Source organism: Rouxiella badensis, from assembly GCF_026967515.2.
Classification (GTDB): domain Bacteria; phylum Pseudomonadota; class Gammaproteobacteria; order Enterobacterales; family Enterobacteriaceae; genus Rouxiella; species Rouxiella badensis.
This window is the reverse complement of record NZ_CP114062.1, coordinates 3,389,917-3,413,643: the sequence shown is the minus strand read 5'-3', so window position 1 is coordinate 3,413,643 and position 23,727 is coordinate 3,389,917. Positions and strand designations below refer to the sequence as shown.

General features: G+C 55.4%; 21 protein-coding genes. 17 read left to right on the top strand and 4 right to left on the bottom strand.

Features of this window, described 5'->3' with window-relative positions:
• Window positions 1-47: 47 nt before the first annotated feature.
• From O1V65_RS15765 to lpxC, 13 genes are all read left to right on the top strand, one after another.
• The gene (locus O1V65_RS15765; RefSeq protein WP_017489926.1) at window positions 48-1,811 is read left to right on the top strand and encodes a peptidoglycan glycosyltransferase FtsI; all 1,764 of its coding nucleotides are present in this window, start codon (window positions 48-50) and stop codon (window positions 1,809-1,811) included.
• Window positions 1,798-3,285 carry a UDP-N-acetylmuramoyl-L-alanyl-D-glutamate--2,6-diaminopimelate ligase gene (gene murE, locus O1V65_RS15760; protein WP_017489927.1) on the top strand — a complete coding sequence of 496 codons (1,488 nt, stop codon included), beginning with the start codon at window positions 1,798-1,800 and terminating at the stop codon, window positions 3,283-3,285. The genes O1V65_RS15765 and murE overlap by 14 nt, the downstream gene beginning before the upstream one ends.
• Window positions 3,282-4,643 carry a UDP-N-acetylmuramoyl-tripeptide--D-alanyl-D-alanine ligase gene (gene murF, locus O1V65_RS15755; protein ID WP_269129870.1) on the top strand — a complete coding sequence of 454 codons (1,362 nt, stop codon included), beginning with the start codon at window positions 3,282-3,284 and terminating at the stop codon, window positions 4,641-4,643. The genes murE and murF overlap by 4 nt, the downstream gene beginning before the upstream one ends.
• Entirely contained in the window at window positions 4,637-5,719 is a 1,083-nt protein-coding gene (mraY, locus tag O1V65_RS15750; protein ID WP_017489929.1) for a phospho-N-acetylmuramoyl-pentapeptide-transferase, read from the top strand. The genes murF and mraY overlap by 7 nt, the downstream gene beginning before the upstream one ends.
• 2 nt (window positions 5,720-5,721) lie before the next feature.
• Complete coding sequence (gene murD, locus O1V65_RS15745; protein ID WP_017489930.1) at window positions 5,722-7,038, top strand: UDP-N-acetylmuramoyl-L-alanine--D-glutamate ligase; 1,317 nt, start codon at window positions 5,722-5,724, stop codon at window positions 7,036-7,038.
• Window positions 7,038-8,264 carry a cell division protein FtsW gene (gene ftsW, locus O1V65_RS15740; protein ID WP_017489931.1) on the top strand — a complete coding sequence of 409 codons (1,227 nt, stop codon included), beginning with the start codon at window positions 7,038-7,040 and terminating at the stop codon, window positions 8,262-8,264. Before murD ends, ftsW begins: the two co-directional genes overlap by 1 nt.
• Complete coding sequence (gene murG / locus O1V65_RS15735; RefSeq protein ID WP_017489932.1) at window positions 8,261-9,328, top strand: undecaprenyldiphospho-muramoylpentapeptide beta-N-acetylglucosaminyltransferase; 1,068 nt, start codon at window positions 8,261-8,263, stop codon at window positions 9,326-9,328. The genes ftsW and murG overlap by 4 nt, the downstream gene beginning before the upstream one ends.
• Before the next feature lie 61 nt (window positions 9,329-9,389).
• Entirely contained in the window at window positions 9,390-10,865 is a 1,476-nt protein-coding gene (murC, locus tag O1V65_RS15730) for a UDP-N-acetylmuramate--L-alanine ligase (protein WP_026110262.1), read from the top strand.
• The gene (locus tag O1V65_RS15725) at window positions 10,858-11,787 is read left to right on the top strand and encodes a D-alanine--D-alanine ligase (RefSeq protein ID WP_017489934.1); all 930 of its coding nucleotides are present in this window, start codon (window positions 10,858-10,860) and stop codon (window positions 11,785-11,787) included. Before murC ends, O1V65_RS15725 begins: the two co-directional genes overlap by 8 nt.
• Before the next feature lies 1 nt (window position 11,788).
• Window positions 11,789-12,667 carry a cell division protein FtsQ gene (gene ftsQ / locus O1V65_RS15720; protein ID WP_017489935.1) on the top strand — a complete coding sequence of 293 codons (879 nt, stop codon included), beginning with the start codon at window positions 11,789-11,791 and terminating at the stop codon, window positions 12,665-12,667.
• The gene (gene ftsA, locus O1V65_RS15715; protein ID WP_009634688.1) at window positions 12,664-13,920 is read left to right on the top strand and encodes a cell division protein FtsA; all 1,257 of its coding nucleotides are present in this window, start codon (window positions 12,664-12,666) and stop codon (window positions 13,918-13,920) included. The genes ftsQ and ftsA overlap by 4 nt, the downstream gene beginning before the upstream one ends.
• Before the next feature lie 71 nt (window positions 13,921-13,991).
• Window positions 13,992-15,146 carry a cell division protein FtsZ gene (gene ftsZ, locus O1V65_RS15710; RefSeq protein ID WP_017489936.1) on the top strand — a complete coding sequence of 385 codons (1,155 nt, stop codon included), beginning with the start codon at window positions 13,992-13,994 and terminating at the stop codon, window positions 15,144-15,146.
• A 110-nt stretch (window positions 15,147-15,256) separates the two neighbouring features.
• A complete protein-coding gene (gene lpxC, locus O1V65_RS15705) occupies window positions 15,257-16,174 on the top strand; it encodes a UDP-3-O-acyl-N-acetylglucosamine deacetylase (RefSeq protein WP_017489937.1) in 918 nt (305 codons plus the stop codon).
• A gap of 12 nt (window positions 16,175-16,186) precedes the next feature.
• On the opposite strand, the gene O1V65_RS15700 is transcribed toward lpxC, so the two are convergent.
• Complete coding sequence (locus tag O1V65_RS15700; protein ID WP_017489938.1) at window positions 16,187-16,723, bottom strand: DUF721 domain-containing protein; 537 nt, start codon at window positions 16,721-16,723, stop codon at window positions 16,187-16,189.
• A 28-nt stretch (window positions 16,724-16,751) separates the two neighbouring features.
• On the opposite strand from O1V65_RS15700, the gene secM reads away from it, so the two are divergent.
• The 3 genes from secM (at window position 16,752) to mutT (ending at window position 20,622) form a co-directional block, all read left to right on the top strand.
• Window positions 16,752-17,285, top strand: coding sequence for a secA translation cis-regulator SecM (gene secM, locus O1V65_RS15695; RefSeq protein ID WP_038327486.1), 534 nt, complete (start codon window positions 16,752-16,754; stop codon window positions 17,283-17,285).
• A 138-nt stretch (window positions 17,286-17,423) separates the two neighbouring features.
• Complete coding sequence (gene secA / locus O1V65_RS15690; protein ID WP_017489940.1) at window positions 17,424-20,141, top strand: preprotein translocase subunit SecA; 2,718 nt, start codon at window positions 17,424-17,426, stop codon at window positions 20,139-20,141.
• An 85-nt stretch (window positions 20,142-20,226) separates the two neighbouring features.
• Window positions 20,227-20,622 (top strand): 8-oxo-dGTP diphosphatase MutT, encoded by a 396-nt coding sequence (gene mutT, locus O1V65_RS15685; RefSeq protein ID WP_026110263.1) that lies wholly within the window; start codon window positions 20,227-20,229, stop codon window positions 20,620-20,622.
• A gap of 209 nt (window positions 20,623-20,831) precedes the next feature.
• On the opposite strand, the gene yacG is transcribed toward mutT, so the two are convergent.
• From yacG to coaE, 3 genes are read right to left on the bottom strand one after another with little or no spacing between them, the layout of a single operon-like run.
• Complete coding sequence (gene yacG / locus O1V65_RS15680) at window positions 20,832-21,032, bottom strand: DNA gyrase inhibitor YacG (protein ID WP_017489942.1); 201 nt, start codon at window positions 21,030-21,032, stop codon at window positions 20,832-20,834.
• Between the two features lie 9 nt (window positions 21,033-21,041).
• Window positions 21,042-21,794 (bottom strand): cell division protein ZapD, encoded by a 753-nt coding sequence (gene zapD, locus O1V65_RS15675; protein ID WP_017489943.1) that lies wholly within the window; start codon window positions 21,792-21,794, stop codon window positions 21,042-21,044.
• Entirely contained in the window at window positions 21,787-22,416 is a 630-nt protein-coding gene (gene coaE, locus O1V65_RS15670) for a dephospho-CoA kinase (RefSeq protein WP_269129869.1), read from the bottom strand. Before coaE ends, zapD begins: the two co-directional genes overlap by 8 nt.
• 248 nt (window positions 22,417-22,664) lie before the next feature.
• Between coaE and O1V65_RS15665 the strand changes: the two genes are divergently transcribed.
• A complete protein-coding gene (locus O1V65_RS15665) occupies window positions 22,665-23,705 on the top strand; it encodes a GMP reductase (protein WP_017489945.1) in 1,041 nt (346 codons plus the stop codon).
• Window positions 23,706-23,727: the final 22 nt, after the last annotated feature.

Genomic DNA, 23,727 nt, shown 5'->3' with positions numbered 1-23,727 from the left:
TGCCACTCGGTTAAAGGCAATTTGCTCATGGAGATGACAAGCGACAGATGAAAGCGACACGTGCCGCGAAGTTTAAGCGTCAGGAAGATAAAGCCAGCTTTGTAAGCTGGCGTTTTGCGTTGCTGTGCGGCTGCATTCTTCTGGGGCTGATAGGGTTGATGTCCCGCGTCGCCTATCTTCAGGTCATCAACCCCGACAGGCTGGTGCGTGAGGGCGACATGCGTTCGCTCCGCGTTCAGGCTATTCCAACCTCTCGCGGTATGATAAGCGATCGCGCCGGTCGTCCTCTGGCGGTCAGCGTGCCGGTAAACGCCATCTGGGCTGACCCGAAAGAGGTCAATGAGCACGGCGGTATTACCGTTGATAACCGCTGGAAAGCGCTGGCCGATGCACTCAATATGCCGCTCGACCAACTGACCAGCCGCGTTAATGCTAATCCTAAAGGTCGCTTTGTCTATCTGGCGCGCCAGATTAACCCGGCTATCGGCGACTACATCCGCAAGCTGAAACTTCCGGGCATCTTCCTGCGTCAGGAATCGCGCCGCTACTATCCTGCGGGTCAGGTCACGGCGCACGTTATCGGCGTGACCAACATTGACGGGCAGGGAATCGAAGGCGTCGAGAAGAGCTTTGACCGCTGGCTGACCGGCCAACCCGGTGAGCGTACGGTGCGTAAAGACCGCTCTGGCCGCGTCATCGAAGATATCTCCACCTTAGACAGCCAGGCCGCGCATAATCTGGTGCTCAGTATTGACGAACGTCTGCAGGCACTGGTTTATCGTGAACTGAACAATGCCGTGGCGTTTAACAAGGCCGAGTCGGGCACTGCCGTGCTGGTTGACGTTAATACCGGCGAAGTCCTGGCGATGGCCAATAGCCCCTCCTATAACCCAAACAACCTTGCTGGTACCCCGCAAGAGACCATGCGTAACCGCGCGATCACCGATATCTTCGAGCCGGGCTCAACGGTGAAACCAATGGTGGTGATGACGGCGCTCAAACGCGGTGTCATCAAGGAAAATAGCGTATTAAACACCCTGCCGTACCGCATTAACGGTAAGGAAATCAAAGACGTCGCGAGATACCCGGAGCTTTCCATCACCGGTATCCTACAGAAGTCGAGTAACGTCGGTGTTTCAAAACTGGCGTTAGCGATGCCGTCCGCAGAGCTGGTAGATACTTACTCGCGCTTCGGATTGGGTAAACCCACCAATTTGGGACTGGTTGGGGAAAGCAGTGGCTTATATCCAAAAAAACAACGGTGGTCTGACATAGAGAGGGCCACCTTCTCTTTCGGCTACGGGCTAATGGTGACACCTCTCCAGCTAGCGCGAGTCTATGCAACGATTGGCAGCATGGGCATTGCCCGTCCGCTGTCGATAACCAAAGTTGATCCGCCGGTCTCCGGTGAACGTGTTTTCCCTGAACCCCTGGTGCGTACCGTTGTTCACATGATGGAAAGCGTCGCGCTTCCCGGTGGTGGTGGCGTTAAGGCCGCTATCAAGGGTTACCGCATCGCCATCAAAACCGGTACGGCAAAAAAAGTTGGCCCGGATGGCCAATACATGAACAAGTACATTGCCTATACCGCGGGCGTTGCGCCTGCGAGTCATCCTCGATTTGCCTTGGTGGTCGTCATTAACGATCCTCAGGCGGGTAAATACTACGGTGGTGCGGTATCCGCACCGGTATTTGGCGCCATCATGGGCGGCGTACTGCGCACGATGAACGTTGAGCCGGACGCCTTACCGACGGACGTAGGCAATGACATTGTCAATAATCAAAAAGAGGCTTCAGGTGACAGATCGTAATTTACGCGACCTACTTGCACCTTGGGTGAGTGATGCCCCGAACACGGTGTTAAAAGACATGACGCTCGACAGCCGCACTGCGGCTGCTGGCGATCTGTTTGTCGCGATTTCTGGCCATACGAGCGATGGCCGTCACTATATTCCTCAGGCTATTGCGCAGGGCGTTAGCGCGGTAGTCGCAGAAGCGCAGGGACAGGCCGAACACGGCGCTGTCAGAGTTCAGCACGGCGTGCCCGTGGTGTATCTGGATAACCTGAATCTGCTGTTGTCGGAGATAGCAGGTCGATTCTATGAACAGCCTGGCGCCGCGCTGCGTCTGGTTGGCGTAACCGGCACCAACGGCAAAACCACCACGACGCAGCTGTTGGCGCAGTGGGCGCAGCTGTTGGGCGAAACCAGTGCCGTGATGGGTACCGTCGGAAACGGCCTGCTCAACCGCGTAGTACCGGCTGAAAATACGACCGGCTCTGCGGTCCAGGTGCAGCAAATCCTGGGCGATTTAGTGCAGCAGGGCGCGACCTTTGCCGCGATGGAAGTCTCTTCGCACGGTCTGGTGCAGCACCGTGTCTCGGCTCTGCCCTTTGCCGCAGCGGCCTTCACCAACCTGAGCCGCGATCACCTGGATTACCACGGTGACATGCAGCATTACGAAGAGGCCAAGTGGCAGCTGTTTTCGACCCACGAAAGTGAGCAGAAAATTATCAACGCTGACGATAGCGTGGGGCAGCGCTGGTTGGCAAAACTGCCGGATGCCGTGGCCGTCAGCATGGAAAACAAATTACCGGCTGACTGGAAAGGGCGCTGGCTGTCTGCGTCCCGCGTGAGCTATCACGACAAAGGGGCGACGGTCGAGCTGGACTCAAGCTGGGGCAATGGCGTGCTCGAAAGCCGTCTGATGGGCGCTTTCAACGTCAGTAACCTGCTGGTTGCACTGGGTACGCTGCTGTCGCTGGGCTATGCCTTTGACGAATTATTGAAAACCGCGCCGCAGCTACAGCCGGTTTGCGGTCGTATGGAAGTGTTCCATGCGCCCGGCCGTCCGACCGTTGTCGTCGATTATGCCCACACCCCCGATGCGCTGGAGAAGGCGTTGGCGGCGGCTCGTCTGCACTGCACCGGCAAGCTGTGGTGCGTGTTCGGCTGCGGCGGTGACCGCGATAAAGGCAAGCGCCCTCTGATGGGGGGCATTGCCGAGCAGTACGCCGACTGCGTTGTGGTGACCGACGACAACCCGCGCAGCGAAGACCCTCGCGCCATCATCAACGACATCCTTTCCGGCTTGCTCGATGCTGGCCGTGCGCTGGCGATCCCTGGCCGCGCCGAAGCGGTAACCAGCGCTATCATGCAGGCGACTGAGAATGACGTAGTGCTGCTGGCGGGCAAGGGCCACGAAGATTACCAATTGGTCGGCAACCAGCGTTTCGATTACTCGGATCGCGTTACCGCCGCGCGCCTGTTGGGGGTGATTGCATGATCCCGGTTTCTCTACAAAAACTGACCGACGTGCTGAGCGCTGAACTGTTCGGTAACGACACGCAGATTGATGCGGTGACCACCGATACGCGTCAAATCACGCCGGGCTGCCTGTTTATCGCCCTTAAAGGTGAAAATTTTGATGCGCACGACTTCGCCGCCGATGCGGTCAAGGCCGGGGCGGCAGCGCTCATCGTTAGCAAACGTCTGCCGGTGGAGGCGCCTCAGCTGGTCGTGGCCGATACCCGCATTGCGCTGGGAAAATTGGGTGCCTGGGTGCGTCAGCAGGTTCCGGCTCGTGTGGTTGCGTTGACCGGTTCTTCCGGCAAGACCTCGGTGAAAGAGATGACCGCGGCCATTCTGCGCCAGTGCGGCAACGTGTTGTACACCGCGGGCAACTTCAATAATGACATCGGCGCGCCGCTGACGCTGCTGCGCCTGACCCCTGAACATGACTTTGCCGTGGTTGAGCTTGGTGCCAACCATCAGGGCGAGATTGCCTACACCACAGACCTGACTCGTCCGCAAACCGCGTTGGTCAACAACCTGTCTGCGGCGCACCTGGAAGGGTTCGGGTCGCTGGCGGGCGTTGCCAAGGCAAAAGGCGAAATTTTCGACGGTCTGCCGGCTGCCGGCATCGCCATCATTAACGCGGACAGTAACGACTGGCCGCACTGGCAGGCGCGTATCGGCAATAAAACCGTCTGGCGCTTTTCGCCTGACGCGGCCGAAGGCGTCGACTTCTATGCCAGCAACGTCACTGTAAATGCCTTCAATACCACCTTTACGCTGCACTCGCCGCAGGGGCAAATCGATATCAGTCTGCCGCTGCCTGGACGTCATAACGTGGCTAACGCGCTGGCCGCGGCCGCGCTGGCGCTTTCTGTCGGTGCGACGCTCAAGGCGGTACGTGAGGGGCTTTCTTCGCTACAGGCGGTGAAAGGGCGTCTGTTCCCGGTTCGTCTGGCGGAAGGCAAAACGCTGCTCGACGACAGCTACAACGCTAACGTGGGGTCGATGACCGCGGCGGCTCAGGTGCTGGCAGAGATGCCGGGATACCGGGTAATGGCGCTGGGCGACATGGCCGAGCTGGGCGATGAGAGCGAAGCCTGCCACCGCGAGGTTGGTGAAGCTATTCGTCTCGCCGGTATTGATAAAGTTTTAACTGTCGGTCACTTCAGTCGCGCAATCAGCGATGCCAGTGGCTGTGGCGAACATCTTCAGGATAAAGCGGCTGTAACGGCCCGTTTAGCCAGCTTGTTATCTGAACACGCGGTAATTACCGTTTTAATTAAAGGTTCACGTAGTGCCGCGATGGAGCAGGTAGTACGGGCGTTACAGGAGAATGCAACATGTTAGTTTGGCTGGCCGAGCACTTGGTCAAATATTATTCAGGCTTTAACGTCTTTTCATACCTGACGTTTCGCGCCATTGTCAGCCTGCTGACGGCCCTGTTCCTCTCGCTGTGGATGGGTCCGCGCCTGATTGCCTATTTGCAGAAGCTGCAGATTGGTCAGGTTGTTCGCCATGACGGTCCGGAATCACACTTCAGCAAACGCGGTACTCCAACCATGGGCGGCGTGCTGATTCTGTTTTCAATCACCGTATCGGTCCTGATGTGGGCTTATCCATCAAACCCTTACGTATGGTGCGTGCTGTTTGTGCTGGTGGGTTACGGCGTAGTCGGTTTCGTTGATGACTACCGCAAAGTGGTGCGCAAAGACACCAAAGGTCTGATCGCCCGCTGGAAATACTTCTGGCAGTCGGTGATTGCGCTGGTCGTGGCCTTCACCATGTACGCAGTGGGTAAAGATACGCCTGCGACCGAGCTGGTGGTGCCGTTCTTCAAGGACATCATGCCGCAGCTGGGCCTGCTTTACATTCTGCTGAGCTACTTCGTGATAGTCGGCACCAGCAACGCGGTAAACCTGACCGACGGTCTGGACGGCCTGGCGATTATGCCAACGGTGTTCGTGGCGGCCGGATTCGCGCTGGTAGCCTGGGCGACCGGTAACATGAACTTTGCCAACTATCTGCACATTCCTTATCTGCGCCACGCGGGTGAGCTGGTTATCGTATGTACCGCCATCGTGGGGGCTGGCCTCGGATTCCTGTGGTTCAACACTTACCCGGCGCAGGTCTTCATGGGTGACGTTGGTTCTCTGGCGCTGGGTGGCGCACTGGGCACCATCGCCGTACTGCTGCGTCAGGAGTTCCTGCTGTTGATTATGGGCGGCGTATTCGTGGTGGAAACACTGTCGGTTATTTTGCAGGTGGGCTCCTTTAAGCTGCGCGGACAACGTATTTTCCGCATGGCGCCGATTCACCACCACTATGAGCTGAAAGGCTGGCCGGAACCTCGCGTTATCGTGCGCTTCTGGATTATTTCGCTGATGCTGGTGCTGATTGGCCTGGCGACGCTGAAGGTGCGCTAACTATGACTGACTATCAGGGTAAAAAAGTGGTCATTATCGGGTTGGGGCTTACGGGCCTCTCCTGTGTTGATTTCTTTGTTTCACGCGGCGTGACGCCGCGTGTTATCGATACCCGTGTCAGTCCGCCGGGACTCGACAAGCTGTCGGACGCCATCGAGCGTCATTTAGGTTCACTGAATGAAGAGTGGCTGCTTGACGCCGATCTGATTGTTGCCAGTCCGGGCATGGCGTTAGCGACTCCGGCACTGAGCGCGGCCGCTGATGCTGGCGTTGAGATTGTTGGCGATATCGAACTGTTTTGTCGCGAAGTCAACGTTCCAATCGTGGCGATTACCGGTTCAAACGGTAAAAGCACCGTGACCAGCCTGGTCGGCGAGATGGGCAGGGCCGCAGGGTGGCAGGTCGGCGTGGGCGGCAATATTGGTCTGCCAGTGCTGAGTATGCTGGGCCATGACTACCAGCTGTTTGTGCTTGAACTGTCGAGCTTCCAGCTGGAGACAACTCACAGCCTGCATGCCGCAGCGGCCACGATTTTGAACGTAACCGAAGACCATATGGACCGCTATCCGTTTGGCCTGCAGCAGTACCGTGCGGCCAAGCTGAAGGTTTATGAGAACGCGAAACTGTGCGTGGTGAATGCGGATGATGCCCTCAGCATGCCGATTCGCGGTGCGGACGCGCGCTGCGTCAGCTTTGGCGTTGACGTCGGCGATTACCATCTGAATCAGCAGCAGGGTGATATCTGGCTGCGCGTGCGCGGTGAGAAAATTTTCAACACCCGCGAGATGCCGCTGACGGGGCGTCATAACTATACCAACGCGCTGGCTGCGCTGGCGCTCGCCGATGCAGTGGGTATTCCTCGAGCCTCAAGCCTCAAGGCGCTGACCACTTTTACCGGGCTGGCACATCGCTTTCAGATTGCTTTTGTGCACAACGGCGTGCGCTGGATAAACGATTCGAAAGCGACCAACGTTGGCAGTACCGAGGCCGCATTAAACGGCCTGAAGGTTGACGGCACGCTGCATCTGCTGCTGGGGGGAGACGGCAAGTCGGCCGATTTCACCCCGTTGCTGCCTTACTTGCAGGGTGACAAGGTGCGCGTTTACTGCTTTGGCCGCGACGGTGGCGAGCTGGCCGAGCTGCGCCCTGAGGTGTCTTCGCTGTTTGACACCCTGGAGCAGGCGATGCGCGACATCGCAGGTCGCGTGCAGCCGGGCGATATGGTGTTGCTGTCACCGGCCTGCGCCAGCCTCGACCAATTCAAGAATTTCGAGCAACGCGGCGATGTCTTTACCGCACTGGCTAAGGAGCTTGGCTGATGCGTATTCGTCTACGACTGCCTGGCCTCGGCCTGCTGAAAGGCATGGGCAGTAAAGCCAACGACTGGGTGATGGGCGCCAAAGAGGGCGATAATCTCACGCTAGTGCTTTATGACCGCACGCTGATGTGGATGGTGTTTGGTCTGGCGATTGTCGGTTTTGTGATGGTGACCTCGGCCTCAATGCCTATCGGTCAGCGCCTGGCGAACGATCCTTTCATGTTTGCCAAACGTGATGCCGTCTATCTGGTCATGGCCTTCATCCTCGGGCTGATTACACTGCGCATCCCGATGATGGTGTGGCAGAAATACAGCAATGTGCTGCTGTTTATCTCCATCATCATGCTGATTGTCGTATTGGGCGTCGGTAGCTCAATCAACGGGGCATCGCGTTGGATCTCACTCGGGCCGCTGCGTATTCAGCCCGCCGAGTTCTCCAAGCTGTCGCTGTTTTGCTATCTGGCCAGCTATCTGGTGCGTAAGGTCGACGAGGTACGAAGCAACTTTTGGGGCTTCTGCAAACCGATGGGCGTGATGGTTATTCTGGCCGTGCTGCTGCTGTTGCAGCCTGACCTCGGTACCGTAATCGTGCTGTTTGTTACCACGCTGGCGATGCTGTTCCTGGCGGGCGCAAAGCTGTGGCAGTTCCTGGCCATTATCGGCTCTGGACTGTTCGCGGTATCAATACTGGTCGTGACCGAACCTTACCGTATGCGCCGCGTAACCTCGTTCTGGAATCCCTGGGCCGATCCGTTCGGCAGTGGCTACCAGTTGACCCAATCGCTGATGGCATTTGGGCGAGGGGAGTTTTGGGGCCAAGGCCTTGGAAACTCAGTACAAAAGCTGGAATATCTGCCCGAGGCGCATACCGACTTCATCTTCTCGATTTTAGGTGAGGAATTGGGGTATTTCGGTGTGGTTTTAGTACTGTTAATGGTATTCTTCGTCGCTTTTCGCGCTATGTCCATTGGCCGACGCGCTCTGGAGCTGGATCAGCGATTTTCTGGGTTCCTTGCCTGCTCAATTGGCGTATGGATTAGCTTCCAGGCGCTGGTTAACGTAGGCGCAGCTGCGGGCATGTTGCCGACCAAGGGCCTGACCCTGCCGCTGATAAGCTACGGCGGCTCGAGCCTGCTGATTATGTCAACGGCGCTGACGCTGCTGTTGAGAATAGATTTTGAAACGCGTCTGGCAAAAGCCCAGGCGTTTGTAAGGAGTGCCCGATGAGTGGCAAGACCAAGCGTTTGATGGTGATGGCAGGCGGCACTGGAGGCCACGTGTTCCCTGGCCTGGCCGTAGCACATCATCTGATGGCGCAAGGCTGGGAAGTTCGTTGGTTAGGAACCGCTGACAGAATGGAAGCGGATCTCGTTCCCAGGCACGGAATTGAAATAGATTTCATTAAAATTGCCGGATTACGTGGGAAAGGTCTGAAAGCGCAACTGACCGCCCCCATTCGCATATATCATGCGTGGCGTCAGGCGAAAGCCATTATGCGCCGCTTCCAGCCCGATGTGGTGTTGGGCATGGGCGGATACGTTTCAGGTCCGGGCGGTTTGGCCGCGTGGTCCTGCGGTATTCCAGTGGTGCTGCATGAGCAGAACGGTATTGCCGGTTTGACCAACCGTTGGCTGTCACGTATCGCCAAAACGGTATTGCAGGCGTTCCCCGGCGCGTTTCCCAAGGCGGCCGTGGTCGGTAATCCGGTGCGAACTGACGTATTGGCGCTGCCTTTACCCGATGCGCGTTTTGCCGGACGTGAAGGTCCGATAAGAATTTTAGTGGTCGGCGGCAGTCAGGGCGCGCGCGTGCTGAATCAAGCGATGCCGGAAGTCGCCGCGCTGCTGGGCGACCGCGTCACTCTCTGGCATCAGGTCGGAAAGGGCGCGTTAGACGCCGTAAATGAGGCGTATCAGCAGGCCGGTCAGACGCAGCATAACGTGACCGAGTTTATTGATGATATGGCGCAAGCCTACGCCTGGGCTGATGTTGTAGTGTGCCGTTCCGGTGCTCTCACCGTCAGCGAAATTGCCGCCGCAGGCTTACCGGCAATTTTTGTGCCTTTTCAGCATAAAGACCGCCAGCAGTATTGGAACGCGCTGCCGCTTGAGAAAGCCGGTGCCGCCAGAATTATCGAGCAAAAGGATTTTAACGCCGGTGCCGTGGCCGACATTCTGGCCAGCTGGGATCGTCAGAGCCTGCTTGAGATGGCGCGCAATGCCCGCGCAGCCGCCATCCCTGATGCGACTGAACGCGTTGCCGCCGAAGTGGTTGCGGCAAGCAACAAATGAAAACGAGTGACTGATGGCCGTATCAGGCCGTGAGTCCGATTAACAAAGGTTTATGAGAAACGTGAATACACAACAATTGGCGAAACTGCGTACCTTCGTGCCCGAGATGCATCGCGTCCGGCACATACACTTTGTTGGCATCGGTGGTGCCGGCATGGGTGGTATCGCCGAAGTGTTGGCTAATGAAGGTTACCAAATCAGCGGTTCAGACCTGGCACCAAATCCGGTAACCCAGCAGCTGTCCGCATTGGGCGCGACGATTTACTTTAATCACCGCCCTGAGAACGTGCTCGACGCCAGCGTTGTCGTGGTCTCAACGGCCATCTCTGCGGACAACCCTGAGCTGATCGCCGCACGCGAAGCCCGTATTCCGGTCATTCGCCGCGCCGAGATGCTGGCCGAGCTGATGCGTTTCCGCCACGGCATTGCCGTCGCCGGTACGCACGGCAAGACCACTACCACTGCGATGGTGACCAGTATTTATGCCGAGGCCGGACTGGATCCTACCTTCGTCAACGGCGGTTTGGTTAAGGCGGCAGGCACCCACGCACGATTGGGTTCGAGCCGTTTCCTGATTGCCGAAGCAGACGAAAGTGACGCGTCTTTCCTGCATTTGCAGCCGATGGTGGCGATTGTGACCAACATCGAAGCGGATCACATGGACACCTATCAGGGTGACTTCGAGATCCTCAAGCAGACGTTCATCAACTTCCTGCACAACCTGCCGTTCTACGGCCGTGCAGTGATGTGCATTGACGATCCGGTTATCCGCGAGCTGTTGCCGCGCGTGGGCCGTCATGTCACGACATATGGTTTCAGCGAAGATGCCGACGTGTTTATCGAAGATTACCGTCAGGTGGGTTCGCAGGGGCACTTTACCGTGCGCCGCCAGGACAAGACGCCGATTGAGGTTATGCTCAACGCACCGGGCCGCCATAACGCGCTGAATGCCGCCGCCGCTATCGCCGTGGCGACCGATGAAGACATCAGTGACGACGCTATCCTGACCGCGCTGGCGGGCTTCCAGGGGACCGGACGCCGCTTTGACTTCCTCGGCGAGTTCCCGCTCGAGAACGTCAACGGCAAAGAAGGCACTGCGATGCTGGTGGATGACTACGGTCACCACCCCACCGAAGTCGACGCGACCATCAAGGCTGCGCGCGCAGGGTGGGAGGACAAACGTCTGGTCATGGTGTTCCAGCCGCATCGCTACACGCGCACCCGTGACCTGTATGACGATTTCGCCAACGTGCTGTCTCAGGTTGATTTACTGGTGATGCTCGACGTGTATCCAGCCGGTGAAGCGCCGATTCCGGGCGCAGACAGCCGTTCGCTGTGCCGCACCATTCGTGCGCGCGGCAAGCTGGACCCGATTCTGGTTTCAGATATTGATGCGGTGCCGGGCATTCTGGCACCCATCCTCGACGCCAATGACCTGATTCTGGTTCAGGGCGCGGGAAATATTGGCAAGGTGGCTCGTAAACTGGCTGACCAAAAATTGCAGGCGGCCAAGAAGGGAGATGAGCACTATGTCTAATAGCAAGACTAAAGTGGCGGTACTGTTCGGCGGTACTTCCGCCGAGCGCGAAGTGTCTTTGCAGTCTGGCGCTGCCGTACTGGCGGGCCTTCGTGAAGCTGGTATCGATGCGCACGCGGTCGACACCAAAACGGTTTCCGTGACCGCTCTGAAAGAGCAAGGCTTCGGCAAGGTGTTTATCGCTCTGCACGGCCGTGGTGGTGAAGACGGCACTCTGCAAGGCGTGCTTGAGCATCTGGGTCTGCCTTACACCGGCAGCGGCGTGATGGCTTCTGCGCTGACGATGGACAAATTCCGCACCAAACTGGTGTGGCAATCGCTGGGTCTGCCTGTTTCGCCTTTCGTGGCGTTGAATAAAAAACAGCTAGACCAGGCAGGGCAGGGCGCTTTGCGCGACAAAATCAACGCGCTCGGCCTGCCGGTCATCGTCAAGCCGAGCCGCGAAGGTTCGAGCGTGGGCATGAGTAAGGTTAACGCGCCTGAAGAACTCTTGCCGGCGCTGGAAGAGGCATTCCGTCACGACGACGACCTGCTGATAGAACAATGGTTGAGCGGTCCGGAATATACCGTCGCTATCGTTGGTGACCAGGTGATGCCGTCTATTCGCATCCAGCCTGCGGGTATCTTCTACGACTATCAGGCGAAATATATCTCTGACGAGACGCAATATTTTTGTCCGAGCGGCCTGAGTGCCGAACAGGAACAACAGCTGTCCGATCTGGCGCTACAGGCTTATCGCGCGCTGGATTGCAGCGGCTGGGGCCGCGTCGACGTGATGCAGGACAGCGAGGGGAACTTCAACCTGCTTGAAGTCAATACATCACCGGGTATGACGAGCCACAGTTTGGTGCCGATGGCGGCCAAACAGGCGGGACTGAGTTTCCCGCAGCTGGTAGCCCGCATTCTGGAGCTCGCCGACTGATATGTCTCAAGCTGCCCTAAATGCACGAGAGCGAACGACGAAGGCAGAAACCCAAGGCCGTCGTAGTAACGGCGGTCAGCTGGCGGGAATGTTGTTCCTGCTTATGGTGTTGGCGACCATCGGCTGGAGTGCCTGGGCGGTACTGAGCTGGATGGACGATGCCAAGCGTCTTCCGCTGTCTGAACTGGTGGTGACCGGTGAGCGTCACTACACCACCAACGACGATATTCGTCAGGCCATACTGTCACTGGGCGAGCCCGGGACCTTTATGACACAGGACGTTAACGTCATTCAGCAGCAGATAGAGCGTCTGCCGTGGATCAAACAGGCCAGTGTTCGCAAACAGTGGCCGAACGAACTGAAGATACATGTGGTGGAGTACGTGCCGGTCGCGCACTGGAATGATTTGCATATGGTCGATGCCGACGGCAAGTCTTTCAGTATTCCGGCAGAACGTGTCGCCAAGCAGAAAATGCCGTTGCTGTACGGTCCGGAAGGCAGCGAGCAGGACGTTTTGCAGGGTTATCAGACCATGAGCCAACAGCTGGCGGCAGCGTCTTCCGTCGGAAAGTTTACGCTCAAGTCAGTTTCTATGACGGCGCGTCACTCCTGGCAGATAACGCTGGACGATGACACCCGCATCGACTTGGGGCGTGACGATCGCACCGGGCGTTTGCAGCGCTTTATCGAGCTTTATCCGCGTTTGCAGCAGCAGGCCGATGCCGATAAGAAACGTATTAGCTACGTTGATTTACGTTATGAAAGCGGTGCAGCGGTGGGATGGGCCCCGGCGTTTATCGACCCAAATGGCAGTGATGGACAAAAAGTCGGTCAGCAAAACAACATTAAGCAGAATCAGGCACAGGCTAAACAACAATGATCAAGTCGACGGACAGAAAACTGGTAGTTGGGCTGGAGATCGGTACGGCAAAGGTTGCTGCACTGGTAGGGGAAGTTCTGCCCGATGGCATGGTCAACATTATCGGCGTGGGAAGTTGCCCTTCCCGAGGTATGGATAAGGGCGGCGTGAACGACCTCGAGTCGGTCGTTAAATGCGTACAGCGTGCAATCGATCAGGCTGAATTGATGGCGGATTGCCAAATTTCCTCTGTTTACCTTGCTTTATCGGGTAAACATATCAGTTGCCAGAATGAAATAGGGATGGTTCCTATTTCGGAAGAGGAAGTAACGCAGGAAGATGTAGAAAACGTGGTGCATACCGCTAAATCGGTACGCGTACGTGACGAGCATCGCGTGCTGCACGTTATTCCTCAGGAATATGCCATCGATTATCAGGAAGGCATTAAGAATCCGGTCGGACTTTCCGGCGTGCGTATGCAGGCCAAGGTTCACCTGATCACCTGCCATAACGATATGGCAAAGAACATCGTCAAGGCGGTTGAACGCTGCGGACTCAAGGTTGATCAGCTGATTTTCGCCGGTCTGGCCGCAAGCTATGCTGTATTGACTGAAGATGAACGTGAGCTGGGCGTTTGTGTGGTAGATATCGGTGGCGGTACTATGGATATCGCCGTTTATACTGGCGGCGCGCTGCGTCATACTAAGGTTATCCCGTATGCGGGTAACGTGGTCACCAGTGATATCGCCTATGCGTTCGGTACACCGCCAACCGACGCCGAAGCCATTAAAGTGCGTCATGGTTGCGCACTCGGTTCGATTGTGGGTAAAGATGAAAACGTCGAGGTACCCAGCGTTGGGGGACGTCCTCCGCGCAGCCTACAGCGTCAGACGCTTGCAGAGGTAATCGAACCGCGTTACACGGAATTGCTGAATCTGGTCAACGACGAGATTTTGCAGTTGCAGGAACAGTTACGCCAACAGGGCGTAAAACACCATCTGGCCGCCGGTATCGTTCTTACCGGAGGTGCAGCACAAATCGATGGTCTGGCAGCTTGTGCACAGCGGGTATTCCATACCCAGGTACGTATTGGTCAACCTTTGAACATTACCGGGCTGACAGATTATGCGCAGGAACCTTACTACTCAACCGCTGTAGGGCTACTGCACTATGGTAAAGAGTCTCACCTGAGCGGTGAGGCTGAAGTGGAAAAACGCGCCTCAGTGGGCAATTGGTTCAAAAGAATCAATAGTTGGCTGAGAAAAGAGTTTTAATGTTTCAATAACGGGATCATAGTGGAGTTATTGGTGATCCCGAAGCGACAGGCACAAAACGGAGAGAAACTATGTTTGAACCTATGGAACTGACCAACGACGCGGTGATTAAAGTCATCGGCGTCGGCGGTGGCGGTGGCAACGCTGTTGAGCACATGGTGCGTGAGCGCATCGAAGGTGTTGAATTCTTTGCCGTGAATACCGATGCTCAGGCATTGCGTAAAACGGCTGTAGGCCAGACCATCCAGATTGGTAGCGGTATTACCAAAGGTCTGGGTGCTGGTGCGAACCCGGAAGTGGGTCGCAATTCTGCTGAAGAAGATCGTGAAGCCCTGCGAGTTGCACTCGAAGGCGCAGACATGGTGTTCATCGCAGCAGGTATGGGTGGCGGTACCGGTACCGGTGCAGCGCCTGTTGTTGCTGAAGTCGCAAAAGATTTAGGTATTCTGACCGTGGCCGTCGTGACCAAGCCTTTCAATTTCGAAGGCAAGAAGCGTATGGCATTCGCGGAGCAGGGTATCGCCGAGCTGTCTAAACACGTTGACTCACTGATCACTATCCCGAACGATAAGCTGCTTAAAGTTCTGGGTCGCGGTATTTCTCTGCTCGACGCTTTCGGCGCGGCTAACGACGTGCTGAAGGGCGCTGTTCAGGGTATCGCTGAGCTTATCACCCGTCCTGGCCTGATGAACGTCGACTTCGCCGACGTGCGCACCGTGATGTCCGAAATGGGCTACGCGATGATGGGCTCTGGCGTGGCATGCGGTGAAGACCGTGCTGAAGAAGCGGCCGAAATGGCTATCTCCAGCCCACTGCTGGAAGATATCGACCTGTCGGGCGCGCGCGGCGTGCTGGTTAACATCACGGCGGGCTTCGACCTGCGTCTTGATGAGTTTGAAACCGTGGGTAACACCATTCGTGCTTTCGCCTCTGACAACGCAACCGTGGTTATCGGTACTTCCCTTGACCCGGAAATGAACGACGAACTGCGTGTTACCGTGGTGGCAACAGGTATTGGCATGGACAAACGTCCTGAAATCACTCTGGTGACCAATAAACCTGCCAGCCAGCCCGTTATGGATCACCGTTATCAGCAGCACGGCATGTCGCCGCTGCCGCAGGAGACCAAGCCAGCAGCGAAGGTGGTTAATGATCCGAACACGCAATCAAACAAAGAGCCAGACTATTTGGACATCCCGGCATTCCTGCGTAAGCAGGCGGACTAAATTTCTGAATAGTCCGAATTTTGGGATCTCCGCTCTTTGTGCTAAACTGTCCCGCCGATCTTAAGGTAACCTTAGGTCGGTTGGATGGATAACATTGCGAGATAAAAACGATGATCAAACAACGTACATTAAAACGTATCGTTCAGGCGACGGGTGTCGGTTTACATACCGGTAAGAAAGTCACCTTGACCTTGCGACCTGCACCGGCTAATACCGGGGTCATCTATCGTCGCACTGACTTGAATCCACCGGTTGATTTTCCGGCAGATGCAAAATCCGTGCGTGATACCATGCTCTGTACTTGCCTGGTTAATGAGCATGACGTGCGTATTTCCACGGTGGAACACCTTAATGCGGCACTTGCAGGTCTTGGCATCGACAACATCATTGTCGAAGTTGACGCACCTGAAATTCCGATTATGGACGGCAGCGCCGCGCCTTTCGTCTATCTGTTGTTAGACGCAGGCATCGAACTCCTAAACAGCGCCAAGAAATTCTTGCGCATCAAAGAAACCGTGCGTGTTGAAGACGGCGACAAGTGGGCTGAAATGAAACCTTATAACGGTTTCAAATTGGACTGGACTATCGACTTCAACCACCCGGCTATTGAAGGTGACGCCAAGCGTTTCCAGTTAGAGTTTTCGGCCGAGTCTTTTGTTCGCCAGATTAGCAGAGCCCGAACCTTCGGATTTGTACGTGATATCGAGTATTTGCAGTCACGCGGATTGTGCCTGGGTGGCAGCTTTGATTGCGCGATTGTTGTTGATGATTACCGTGTGCTTAACGAAGATGGTCTGCGTTTTGAAGATGAATTCGTTCGTCACAAAATGCTCGACGGTATTGGTGACCTGTTCATGTGCGGCCACAACATTATTGGTGCAGTTAATACCTTTAAGTCGGGTCACGCGTTGAACAACAAGTTATTGCAAGCGGTATTGGCTAAGCAGGAAGCCTGGGAATACGTTACCTTCCAGGATGAAGCTGAAGTGCCATTGGCATTTAAAGCCCCATCTACAGTATTCGCTTAATCGGTACTGATATTACTTATTACGACTGGTTGTTTTGGCACCCTCTCCGGCCATTTCAGCCAGTCGTTCTAATGCCTTTCTAAGTTTCTCCGGGCTACGGCTCGCCAGTAATCGCAACTCATCCGCACTTTGTTTACTCAGTTGTCTTACCGGCGGTAAGGGACCCTGAGATACGCCCTGTTTTTGATAATCTGCATCATCTTTCTGCGATAAGTTTTCAGATTTAGCCATCAACGATGGATTAATCCTGATGTCGATTGAAGACAATGATGGTAGTATTTGCGCTCGAAGTGCAGAGAGAAGCGCCGGTTGTTCATAACGTAAGCGCATCATCCAGCTGGCATTTGCTATCTCTAGCACCAAAACACCCTGGCGATAATTACCTACCCGGCACCACGGTTGCATTTGGGTTGGTAACAGACCTTTGACAGCGCGATTGAGCTTGAGTAATGCGGCCGCACGTTGTTGAACCGCACGCAGAGGGCTTTGCCCCGCGGCTGTGGCGTCATCGAACAGGATATCTAATAATTGTGGGCGGCTGTTACGCATTGACGAGCTCCGGCGGATTGTAAAACTTGTGATTGGTATTCTAAATCGTTGGCGACAATTTGGCAGAAGGTATTTTTGGCCGCATCTCCTGTTGGGGATGGTCGCGGCTAGCCTTGGCGTGTCGACGAATCTTTCACAAACTGAGCTGGCAAGTGTAACCAATACCTCCTCAAGTCTAAACCGTTTAAATATCGGCACTCGCGGACTGACCAATCTGGCGTGGCTTCAGGCGCATCGCCGTGCCTCGGTCGGCGTCGACTACTGGCAGCAGCATGCGCTGCGAACCGTCATCCGTCACCTTTCTTTTGCACTAGCGCCTCAGGTTGTGACCTACAGCGTTGCCAGTCCTGAACTCGCCTCTGCCGATGCCGAGCCGCTGCACGTTCAGCAGATGGCCCTGCTGGTAACTCTAAATTCGCTGCTCACCCACGAAGCCAAACCGCCTGTCATCATCCGTGACACCCAGCAACTGCTGCTCACGGCTTCTGCCAGGCATCAGCCCGGACTCTGGCTCGCCCAGGTTCTGGGTACGCGCGCCGGACCCTACTCCCTTCTTGTTTGATTGTCATTTCTGAAGCATCTTTGCCGTTTTTCGTTGCATCAGTAAGCATGGCACATGCCTGTTCACTGTGCGGGCAAGACCCAAAGTACTAACAAAAATAGTAGCCACAAGAGTGGTCTCAAAGAGAAATCAAGAATCATGTTAAGCAAATTATTGACCAAAGTTTTTGGTAGCCGTAATGACCGTACGCTGCGCCGTATGCGCAAGGTAGTTGACCAAATCAATCGTCTGGAACCTGAGATTCAGGCACTTTCAGACGAGCAGCTGCGCGCCAAGACCGACGAATTCCGTGCGCGTCTGGCGAAGGGCGAAGTGCTTGAAACGCTGATCCCTGAAGCCTTTGCCGTGGTGCGTGAATCAAGTAAGCGCGTATTCGGCATGCGTCACTTCGACGTACAGCTGCTGGGCGGCATGGTGCTGAACGAGCGCTGTATCGCCGAGATGCGTACCGGTGAAGGTAAAACCTTGACCGCAACGCTGCCTGCGTACCTAAATGCGCTGAGCGGCAAGGGCGTTCACGTTGTTACCGTCAACGACTATCTGGCACAGCGTGACGCCGAAAACAACCGTCCACTGTTCGAGTTCCTCGGCCTTACCGTGGGCATCAACCTGCCAAATATGCCTGCACCGGCCAAGCGTGCGGCCTACGCAGCGGACATCACCTACGGTACTAACAACGAATACGGTTTTGACTACCTGCGTGACAACATGGCGTTTAGCATTGAAGAACGCGTTCAGCGCAAGCTGCACTACGCGCTGGTGGATGAGGTTGACTCCATCCTTATCGATGAAGCACGTACCCCGCTTATCATTTCCGGTCCGGCTGAAGACAGCTCCGAGATGTATATCCGCGTTAACAAGCTGATTCCAAAACTGATCCGTCAGGAAAAAGAAGACTCTGACACCTTCCAGGGTGAAGGTCACTTCTCCGTGGATGAGAAAGCCCGCCAGGTTCACCTGACCGAACGTGGCCTGATCCTGATTGAAGAGCTGCTGGCTGAAGAAGGCATCATGGAAGAAGGCGAGTCACTGTACTCTCCGGGCAACATCATGCTGATGCACCACGTGACCGCCGCTCTGCGTGCCCACGTGCTGTTCACTCGCGACGTTGACTACATCGTTAAAGACGGCGAAGTGATCATCGTTGACGAACACACCGGCCGTACCATGCAGGGTCGTCGCTGGTCTGACGGTCTGCATCAGGCCGTTGAAGCCAAAGAAAACGTCGATATTCAAAACGAAAACCAGACGCTGGCGTCCATTACCTTCCAGAACTACTTCCGTCTGTACGAGAAGCTGGCCGGTATGACGGGTACAGCGGACACCGAAGCCTTCGAATTCAGCACCATCTACAAGCTGGATACCATCGTTGTGCCGACCAACCGTCCAATGCAGCGTAAAGATTTGCCTGACCTGGTCTACATGACAGAGATGGAAAAAATCGGTGCCATCATCGAAGACATCAAAGAGCGCAGCGCCAAAGGCCAGCCAATTCTGGTCGGTACCGCATCTATCGAGAAGTCTGAAGTGGTATCCCACGAACTGACCAAAGCTGGTATCGCGCACAGCGTACTGAATGCCAAGTTCCACGCCAAAGAGGCAGAGATTGTTGCTCAGGCCGGTCAACCGAGCCGCGTAACCATCGCCACTAACATGGCGGGTCGTGGTACCGATATCGTGCTGGGCGGTAGCTGGCAGGTCGAGATTGAAAACCTGGGTGAAGATGCGACCCCAGAGCAGATTGCGGCTATCAAAGAAGCCTGGAACGTACGCCATGAGGCGGTTCTTGCCTCGGGGGGGCTGCACATTATTGGTACCGAGCGTCACGAATCGCGTCGTATCGATAACCAGCTGCGCGGCCGTGCCGGTCGTCAGGGTGATGCCGGTTCATCCCGCTTCTACCTGTCCATGGAAGACCAACTGATGCGTATCTTCGCCTCTGACCGCGTTGCCAGCATGATGCGTAAACTGGGTATGAAGCCGGGCGAAGCCATCGAACACCCATGGGTGACCAAGGCTATCGCCAACGCACAGCGTAAAGTCGAAAGCCGTAACTACGATATCCGTAAACAGCTGCTCGAGTACGATGACGTCGCAAACGATCAGCGTCGCGCTATCTACACCCAGCGTAACGAACTGCTGGACGTCACCGACGTGAGCGAAACCATCGCCAGCATCCGTGAAGACGTGTTCAAGAGCACCATCGACAGCTTTATCCCGCCACAGTCTCTGGAAGAAATGTGGGATGTTGAAGGTCTGGAACAGCGTCTGAAGAACGACTTCGAGCTGGAAATGCCTATCAAGGAGTGGTTGGACAAAGAGCCTGAACTGCATGAAGAAACGCTGCGTGAGCGTATTCTGCAGGTCGCTAAAGACTCTTACGCGAGCAAAGAAGAAGTGGTTGGCGTGGACATGATGCGCAACTTCGAGAAGGGTGTGATGCTGCAAACGCTCGACTCCCTGTGGAAAGAGCACCTGGCGGCAATGGACTACCTGCGTCAGGGGATCCACCTGCGCGGCTATGCGCAGAAAGATCCGAAGCAGGAATACAAGCGTGAGTCCTTTGCAATGTTTGCTTCTATGCTCGAATCACTGAAATATGAAGTGGTTAGCGTACTGAGCAAAGTGCAGGTCCGCATGCCGGAAGAAGTTGAAGCGATGGAAGAGCATCGTCGCGAAGAAGCAGAGCGTCTGGCACAGCAGCAACAGCTGAGCCACGTCGCCTCTCTCGAAGAAGAACTGTCTACCACCGGCGAATCTAGCGTTGCTTCTGAACGTAAAGTCGGGCGCAACGATCCTTGCCCATGCGGTTCAGGCAAGAAGTACAAGCAGTGCCACGGTCGCCTGCAGAACTAATCTACTCGTCTGACGAATAAAGACATGAAGGGCGGTTAATTATTGACTAATTACCGCCCTTACTTTTGAGGTAAACACAGTGACTGTGAAAAAAGTGAATATCGCGGTAGGGATCATCCGCAACGCCGACAAGGAAATATTTATCACCCAGCGCGACGCCTCCTCGCATATGGCGGGCTTCTGGGAGTTTCCGGGCGGCAAGATAGAGTCTGGGGAAACCGCCGAACAGGCGTTAGTCCGTGAGCTACAGGAAGAGGTCGGTATCGACGCCTCTGCCCCTGAGCTGGTCCGCACGTTGGAGCATAAATTCCCTGACCGTATCGTCAATCTGCACTTCTTCCTGGTTCAACATTGGACCGGCGAACCTTACGGCAAAGAAGGGCAACCCAAGCGTTGGGTCGCTCAGCGTGAACTGAAAGAAAGCGATTTCCCACCTGCCAACGCCGAGGTGGTAACCGCGTTGCAGAAAGGTGAGATTTAGGACAGAAAATAGTCGTAAGGGAGGCGTGGCGTGGCGATGATGCCGGAGCAGCCTGTGCTTTCCTGTCCGCCCTTGGGTTCTTAACACCGACTCGGAGGCGTTGAAAAATTGGCAAAAAAAATCCGGAGACATGGCCTGTTCCGGATTTTCTCATCGTTCGGACCGCTTAACGGATCCTAAAGCGGGTGGCATCAGGCCTTTTAGCCTATTTATTTGATGTCGTCTTCGCTCCACTCGTCAAGATCGTTAATCTCGCCTTTGCTTGGAATGCGTTTTTCTTCATCGGCCCATTCGCCCAGGTCAATCAGCTGACAGCGCTTGCAGCAGAAGGGGCGATACGGGCTTTGCTCGCCCCAAATCACCGACTTGCCACAGGTTGGGCAGTGTACTTTAGTTATCTCGTTATCCATATTCAGCTCCTAGCAGCAGGCAAGTTCAAAGTTAAGTCTGGCCGGAACCTGGCCTTTTTCGCTATCCAACGGCAGGAAGCGAATGGCATAACGCGTCTTGTGCCCTGAAATCTGAGGATAAAGCTGATGTTCCAGAGAAAGGCGCAGTCGAAGCAGGTCGGCTCCTTCGGCGTTGTCCTGGAAGAAACCGTTGAGGCTGGTCAGGTTGCTGAACGGCCCAGACTGACGAATCAGGTCCAGAACGCGGGTCAGCGCACGATTCAGTGGTTCAAGGGTTTCCAGCCAATACTGTACATCTTTGTCGCGCTGAGCCTGAGGCAGGTGCAGCCAGATGTGCAGCGTGGGTAGGTCAAAGCTACAGCAGCCGCCAGGGATACTCAAACGCTGTTTGACCAGGTTTATCAGGCGGTCTTCTCTCAGCGCCTGACCGATACGTGGAGCGCTCATCAGCACTGCAGCGGTATTTTTCAGCTCTACGCGCAACGCATGAATACGGGCCATGTCTACGCCGGGCACGTCGGCCCATTGCAGCAGTTTTTGCTGTTGGCGTTCGAGTTCTTTTAACAGCTCGGTGCGGACTTCGCCGCGTTCCAGAACGTCTAATAAATCAGACGCGGTGCGGAAAAAAGTCAGGGCAGGAGCGATTGTGCCGAGCTGTGGATTGGCGTGTAACTGTTGTAAAAGAAACTCTATGCGCAACCAGGTGCGCATTTTTTCATTTAAAGGATGTTCAAAGAGAACGGTAGTAACCACATCACTCATTCTTGTCAATATCCTGTCGGGTCGCTGAAGCCGCTAAATCCAGATAGCGGCTATGTAATGAAGCAACACGCGGCTCGATCGTCTCGGGACCACCGTTGTTATCAATAATGTCATCCGCACAGGCCAGCCTCTGCTGGCGGGAAGCCTGTGCGGCGATAATACTTTTTGCCTGCTGGAGGCTTACGCCGTCTCGGCTGACAGTGCGTGCAAGCTGAATCTCTTCGCTTACGTCGACCACAACTACCCGATTTGCCCGGGCTTGTAATCCATTTTCTACGAGTAGGGGAACGACCCAAAGCACGTAAGGCGACGAGGCAGCCTGAATTAGCCGCTGCGTTTCAGCCTGTATTATAGGATGGAGGAGTTGGTTAACCCATTGTTTATCATCTGCATTGCTGAAAATTATTTCGCGCAGACGTGGGCGATTAAGTGAACCATTTTCCTGAATAACTTGTTTACCAAATCGTTCAGCCAGAGCAAGCAGGGCTGGCGTCTCGGGTTCGACAACCCGACGGGCAATAACATCGGCGTCAACCAGCGTGATGCCCAGACGCGCAAACGCGTTGGCAACCGTGCTTTTGCCGCTTCCTATACCGCCGGTGAGGGCCACAATATAACTCATGCTTTTGCTCGGATGATTCTGTTTTGAAAATATCGATACCCTAAATGATAAAGGTATCGGCAGTAGATGCAAGCCAACTCCGAAGGGGTTTTTATCCTAAATTGAAACCCTAAACTGTGAGTCGCGATGCAAAACCAACCCTTGCCGCGAGGCTATTCCTGAGTATGATAAAACCACTGGAGAAGGTGCAAACTGTTACGTGCTTGTCGGCTTACGCCACAGGCTTAAAGCCCAACCAGGACAATCCCATGCGTATTGAAGAAGATTTAAAATTAGGTTTTAAAGACGTCCTCATTCGTCCAAAGCGCTCTACCCTCAAGAGCCGTTCAGAAGTTGAACTCGAACGCACATTCACCTTTAAGCATTCTGGCCATAGCTGGTCGGGAACCCCTGTTATTGCTGCCAATATGGACACTGTCGGTACCTTTAGTATGGCTGAAGCACTGGCGTCATTCGGTTTACTCACCGCGGTTCACAAGCATTACAGCGTAGAACAGTGGCAGGCGTTCATTACGCTTAGCAGCGAGTCCGTTCTGCGCCATGTGATGGTATCAACCGGGACTTCCGAAGCTGACTTTACCAAAACGCTGAAAATCCTGTCGCTGTCGCCACTGCTAAAATTCATCTGTCTGGACGTAGCAAACGGCTACTCCGAGCACTTTGTCGAGTTCCTGCAGCGCGTTCGCGAAGCCTGTCCCGACAAGGTTATCTGTGCCGGTAACGTGGTCACGGGGGAAATGGTGGAGGAGCTTATCCTCTCCGGCGCAGATATCGTCAAGGTGGGCATCGGTCCGGGGTCGGTCTGCACCACGCGGGTTAAAACCGGGGTAGGGTATCCGCAGCTTTCGGCCGTTATTGAGTGCGCCGATGCGGCGCACGGCCTCGGCGGGCAGATTGTCAGCGATGGGGGCTGCGCCGTGCCCGGTGACGTTGCGAAAGCTTTCGGCGGCGGGGCAGACTTCGTGATGTTGGGCGGAATGCTGGCCGCGCACGACGAATGCGAAGGGACTGTCGTGGAGGAAAACGGCGAGAAACTTATGCTGTTCTACGGGATGAGCTCAGAGTCTGCCATGAAGCGCCACGTGGGAGGCGTGGCGCAATATCGCGCCGCAGAGGGTAAAACGGTTACCCTGCCGCTGCGCGGGCCCGTCGAGAACACCGTGCGCGATATTCTTGGCGGCCTGCGTTCTGCCTGCACCTATGTCGGCGCTGAGCGTCTGAAGGAGTTGACCAAACGCACAACCTTCATTCGCGTTGCCGAGCAGGAAAACCGTCTGTTTGGACAGTAAAGTGAATGCAACGCCCCCGTTG

Excerpts from the sequence above, each read along its gene's own strand:
- mraY (WP_017489929.1), top strand. The coding sequence starts at position 4,637 with ATGTTAGTTTGGCTGGCCGAGCACTTGGTCAAATATTATTCAGGCTTT.
- O1V65_RS15725 (WP_017489934.1), top strand. The coding sequence starts at position 10,858 with ATGTCTAATAGCAAGACTAAAGTGGCGGTACTGTTCGGCGGTACTTCC.
- O1V65_RS15700 (WP_017489938.1), bottom strand. The coding sequence starts at position 16,723 with ATGCGTAACAGCCGCCCACAATTATTAGATATCCTGTTCGATGACGCC.
- murG (WP_017489932.1), top strand. The coding sequence starts at position 8,261 with ATGAGTGGCAAGACCAAGCGTTTGATGGTGATGGCAGGCGGCACTGGA.
- O1V65_RS15665 (WP_017489945.1), top strand. The coding sequence starts at position 22,665 with ATGCGTATTGAAGAAGATTTAAAATTAGGTTTTAAAGACGTCCTCATT.
- lpxC (WP_017489937.1), top strand. The coding sequence starts at position 15,257 with ATGATCAAACAACGTACATTAAAACGTATCGTTCAGGCGACGGGTGTC.
- coaE (WP_269129869.1), bottom strand. The coding sequence starts at position 22,416 with ATGAGTTATATTGTGGCCCTCACCGGCGGTATAGGAAGCGGCAAAAGC.
- ftsZ (WP_017489936.1), top strand. The coding sequence starts at position 13,992 with ATGTTTGAACCTATGGAACTGACCAACGACGCGGTGATTAAAGTCATC.
- ftsQ (WP_017489935.1), top strand. The coding sequence starts at position 11,789 with ATGTCTCAAGCTGCCCTAAATGCACGAGAGCGAACGACGAAGGCAGAA.
- zapD (WP_017489943.1), bottom strand. The coding sequence starts at position 21,794 with ATGAGTGATGTGGTTACTACCGTTCTCTTTGAACATCCTTTAAATGAA.
- secA (WP_017489940.1), top strand. The coding sequence starts at position 17,424 with ATGTTAAGCAAATTATTGACCAAAGTTTTTGGTAGCCGTAATGACCGT.
- murD (WP_017489930.1), top strand. The coding sequence starts at position 5,722 with ATGACTGACTATCAGGGTAAAAAAGTGGTCATTATCGGGTTGGGGCTT.
- ftsA (WP_009634688.1), top strand. The coding sequence starts at position 12,664 with ATGATCAAGTCGACGGACAGAAAACTGGTAGTTGGGCTGGAGATCGGT.
- O1V65_RS15765 (WP_017489926.1), top strand. The coding sequence starts at position 48 with ATGAAAGCGACACGTGCCGCGAAGTTTAAGCGTCAGGAAGATAAAGCC.
- ftsW (WP_017489931.1), top strand. The coding sequence starts at position 7,038 with ATGCGTATTCGTCTACGACTGCCTGGCCTCGGCCTGCTGAAAGGCATG.
- yacG (WP_017489942.1), bottom strand. The coding sequence starts at position 21,032 with ATGGATAACGAGATAACTAAAGTACACTGCCCAACCTGTGGCAAGTCG.
- murF (WP_269129870.1), top strand. The coding sequence starts at position 3,282 with ATGATCCCGGTTTCTCTACAAAAACTGACCGACGTGCTGAGCGCTGAA.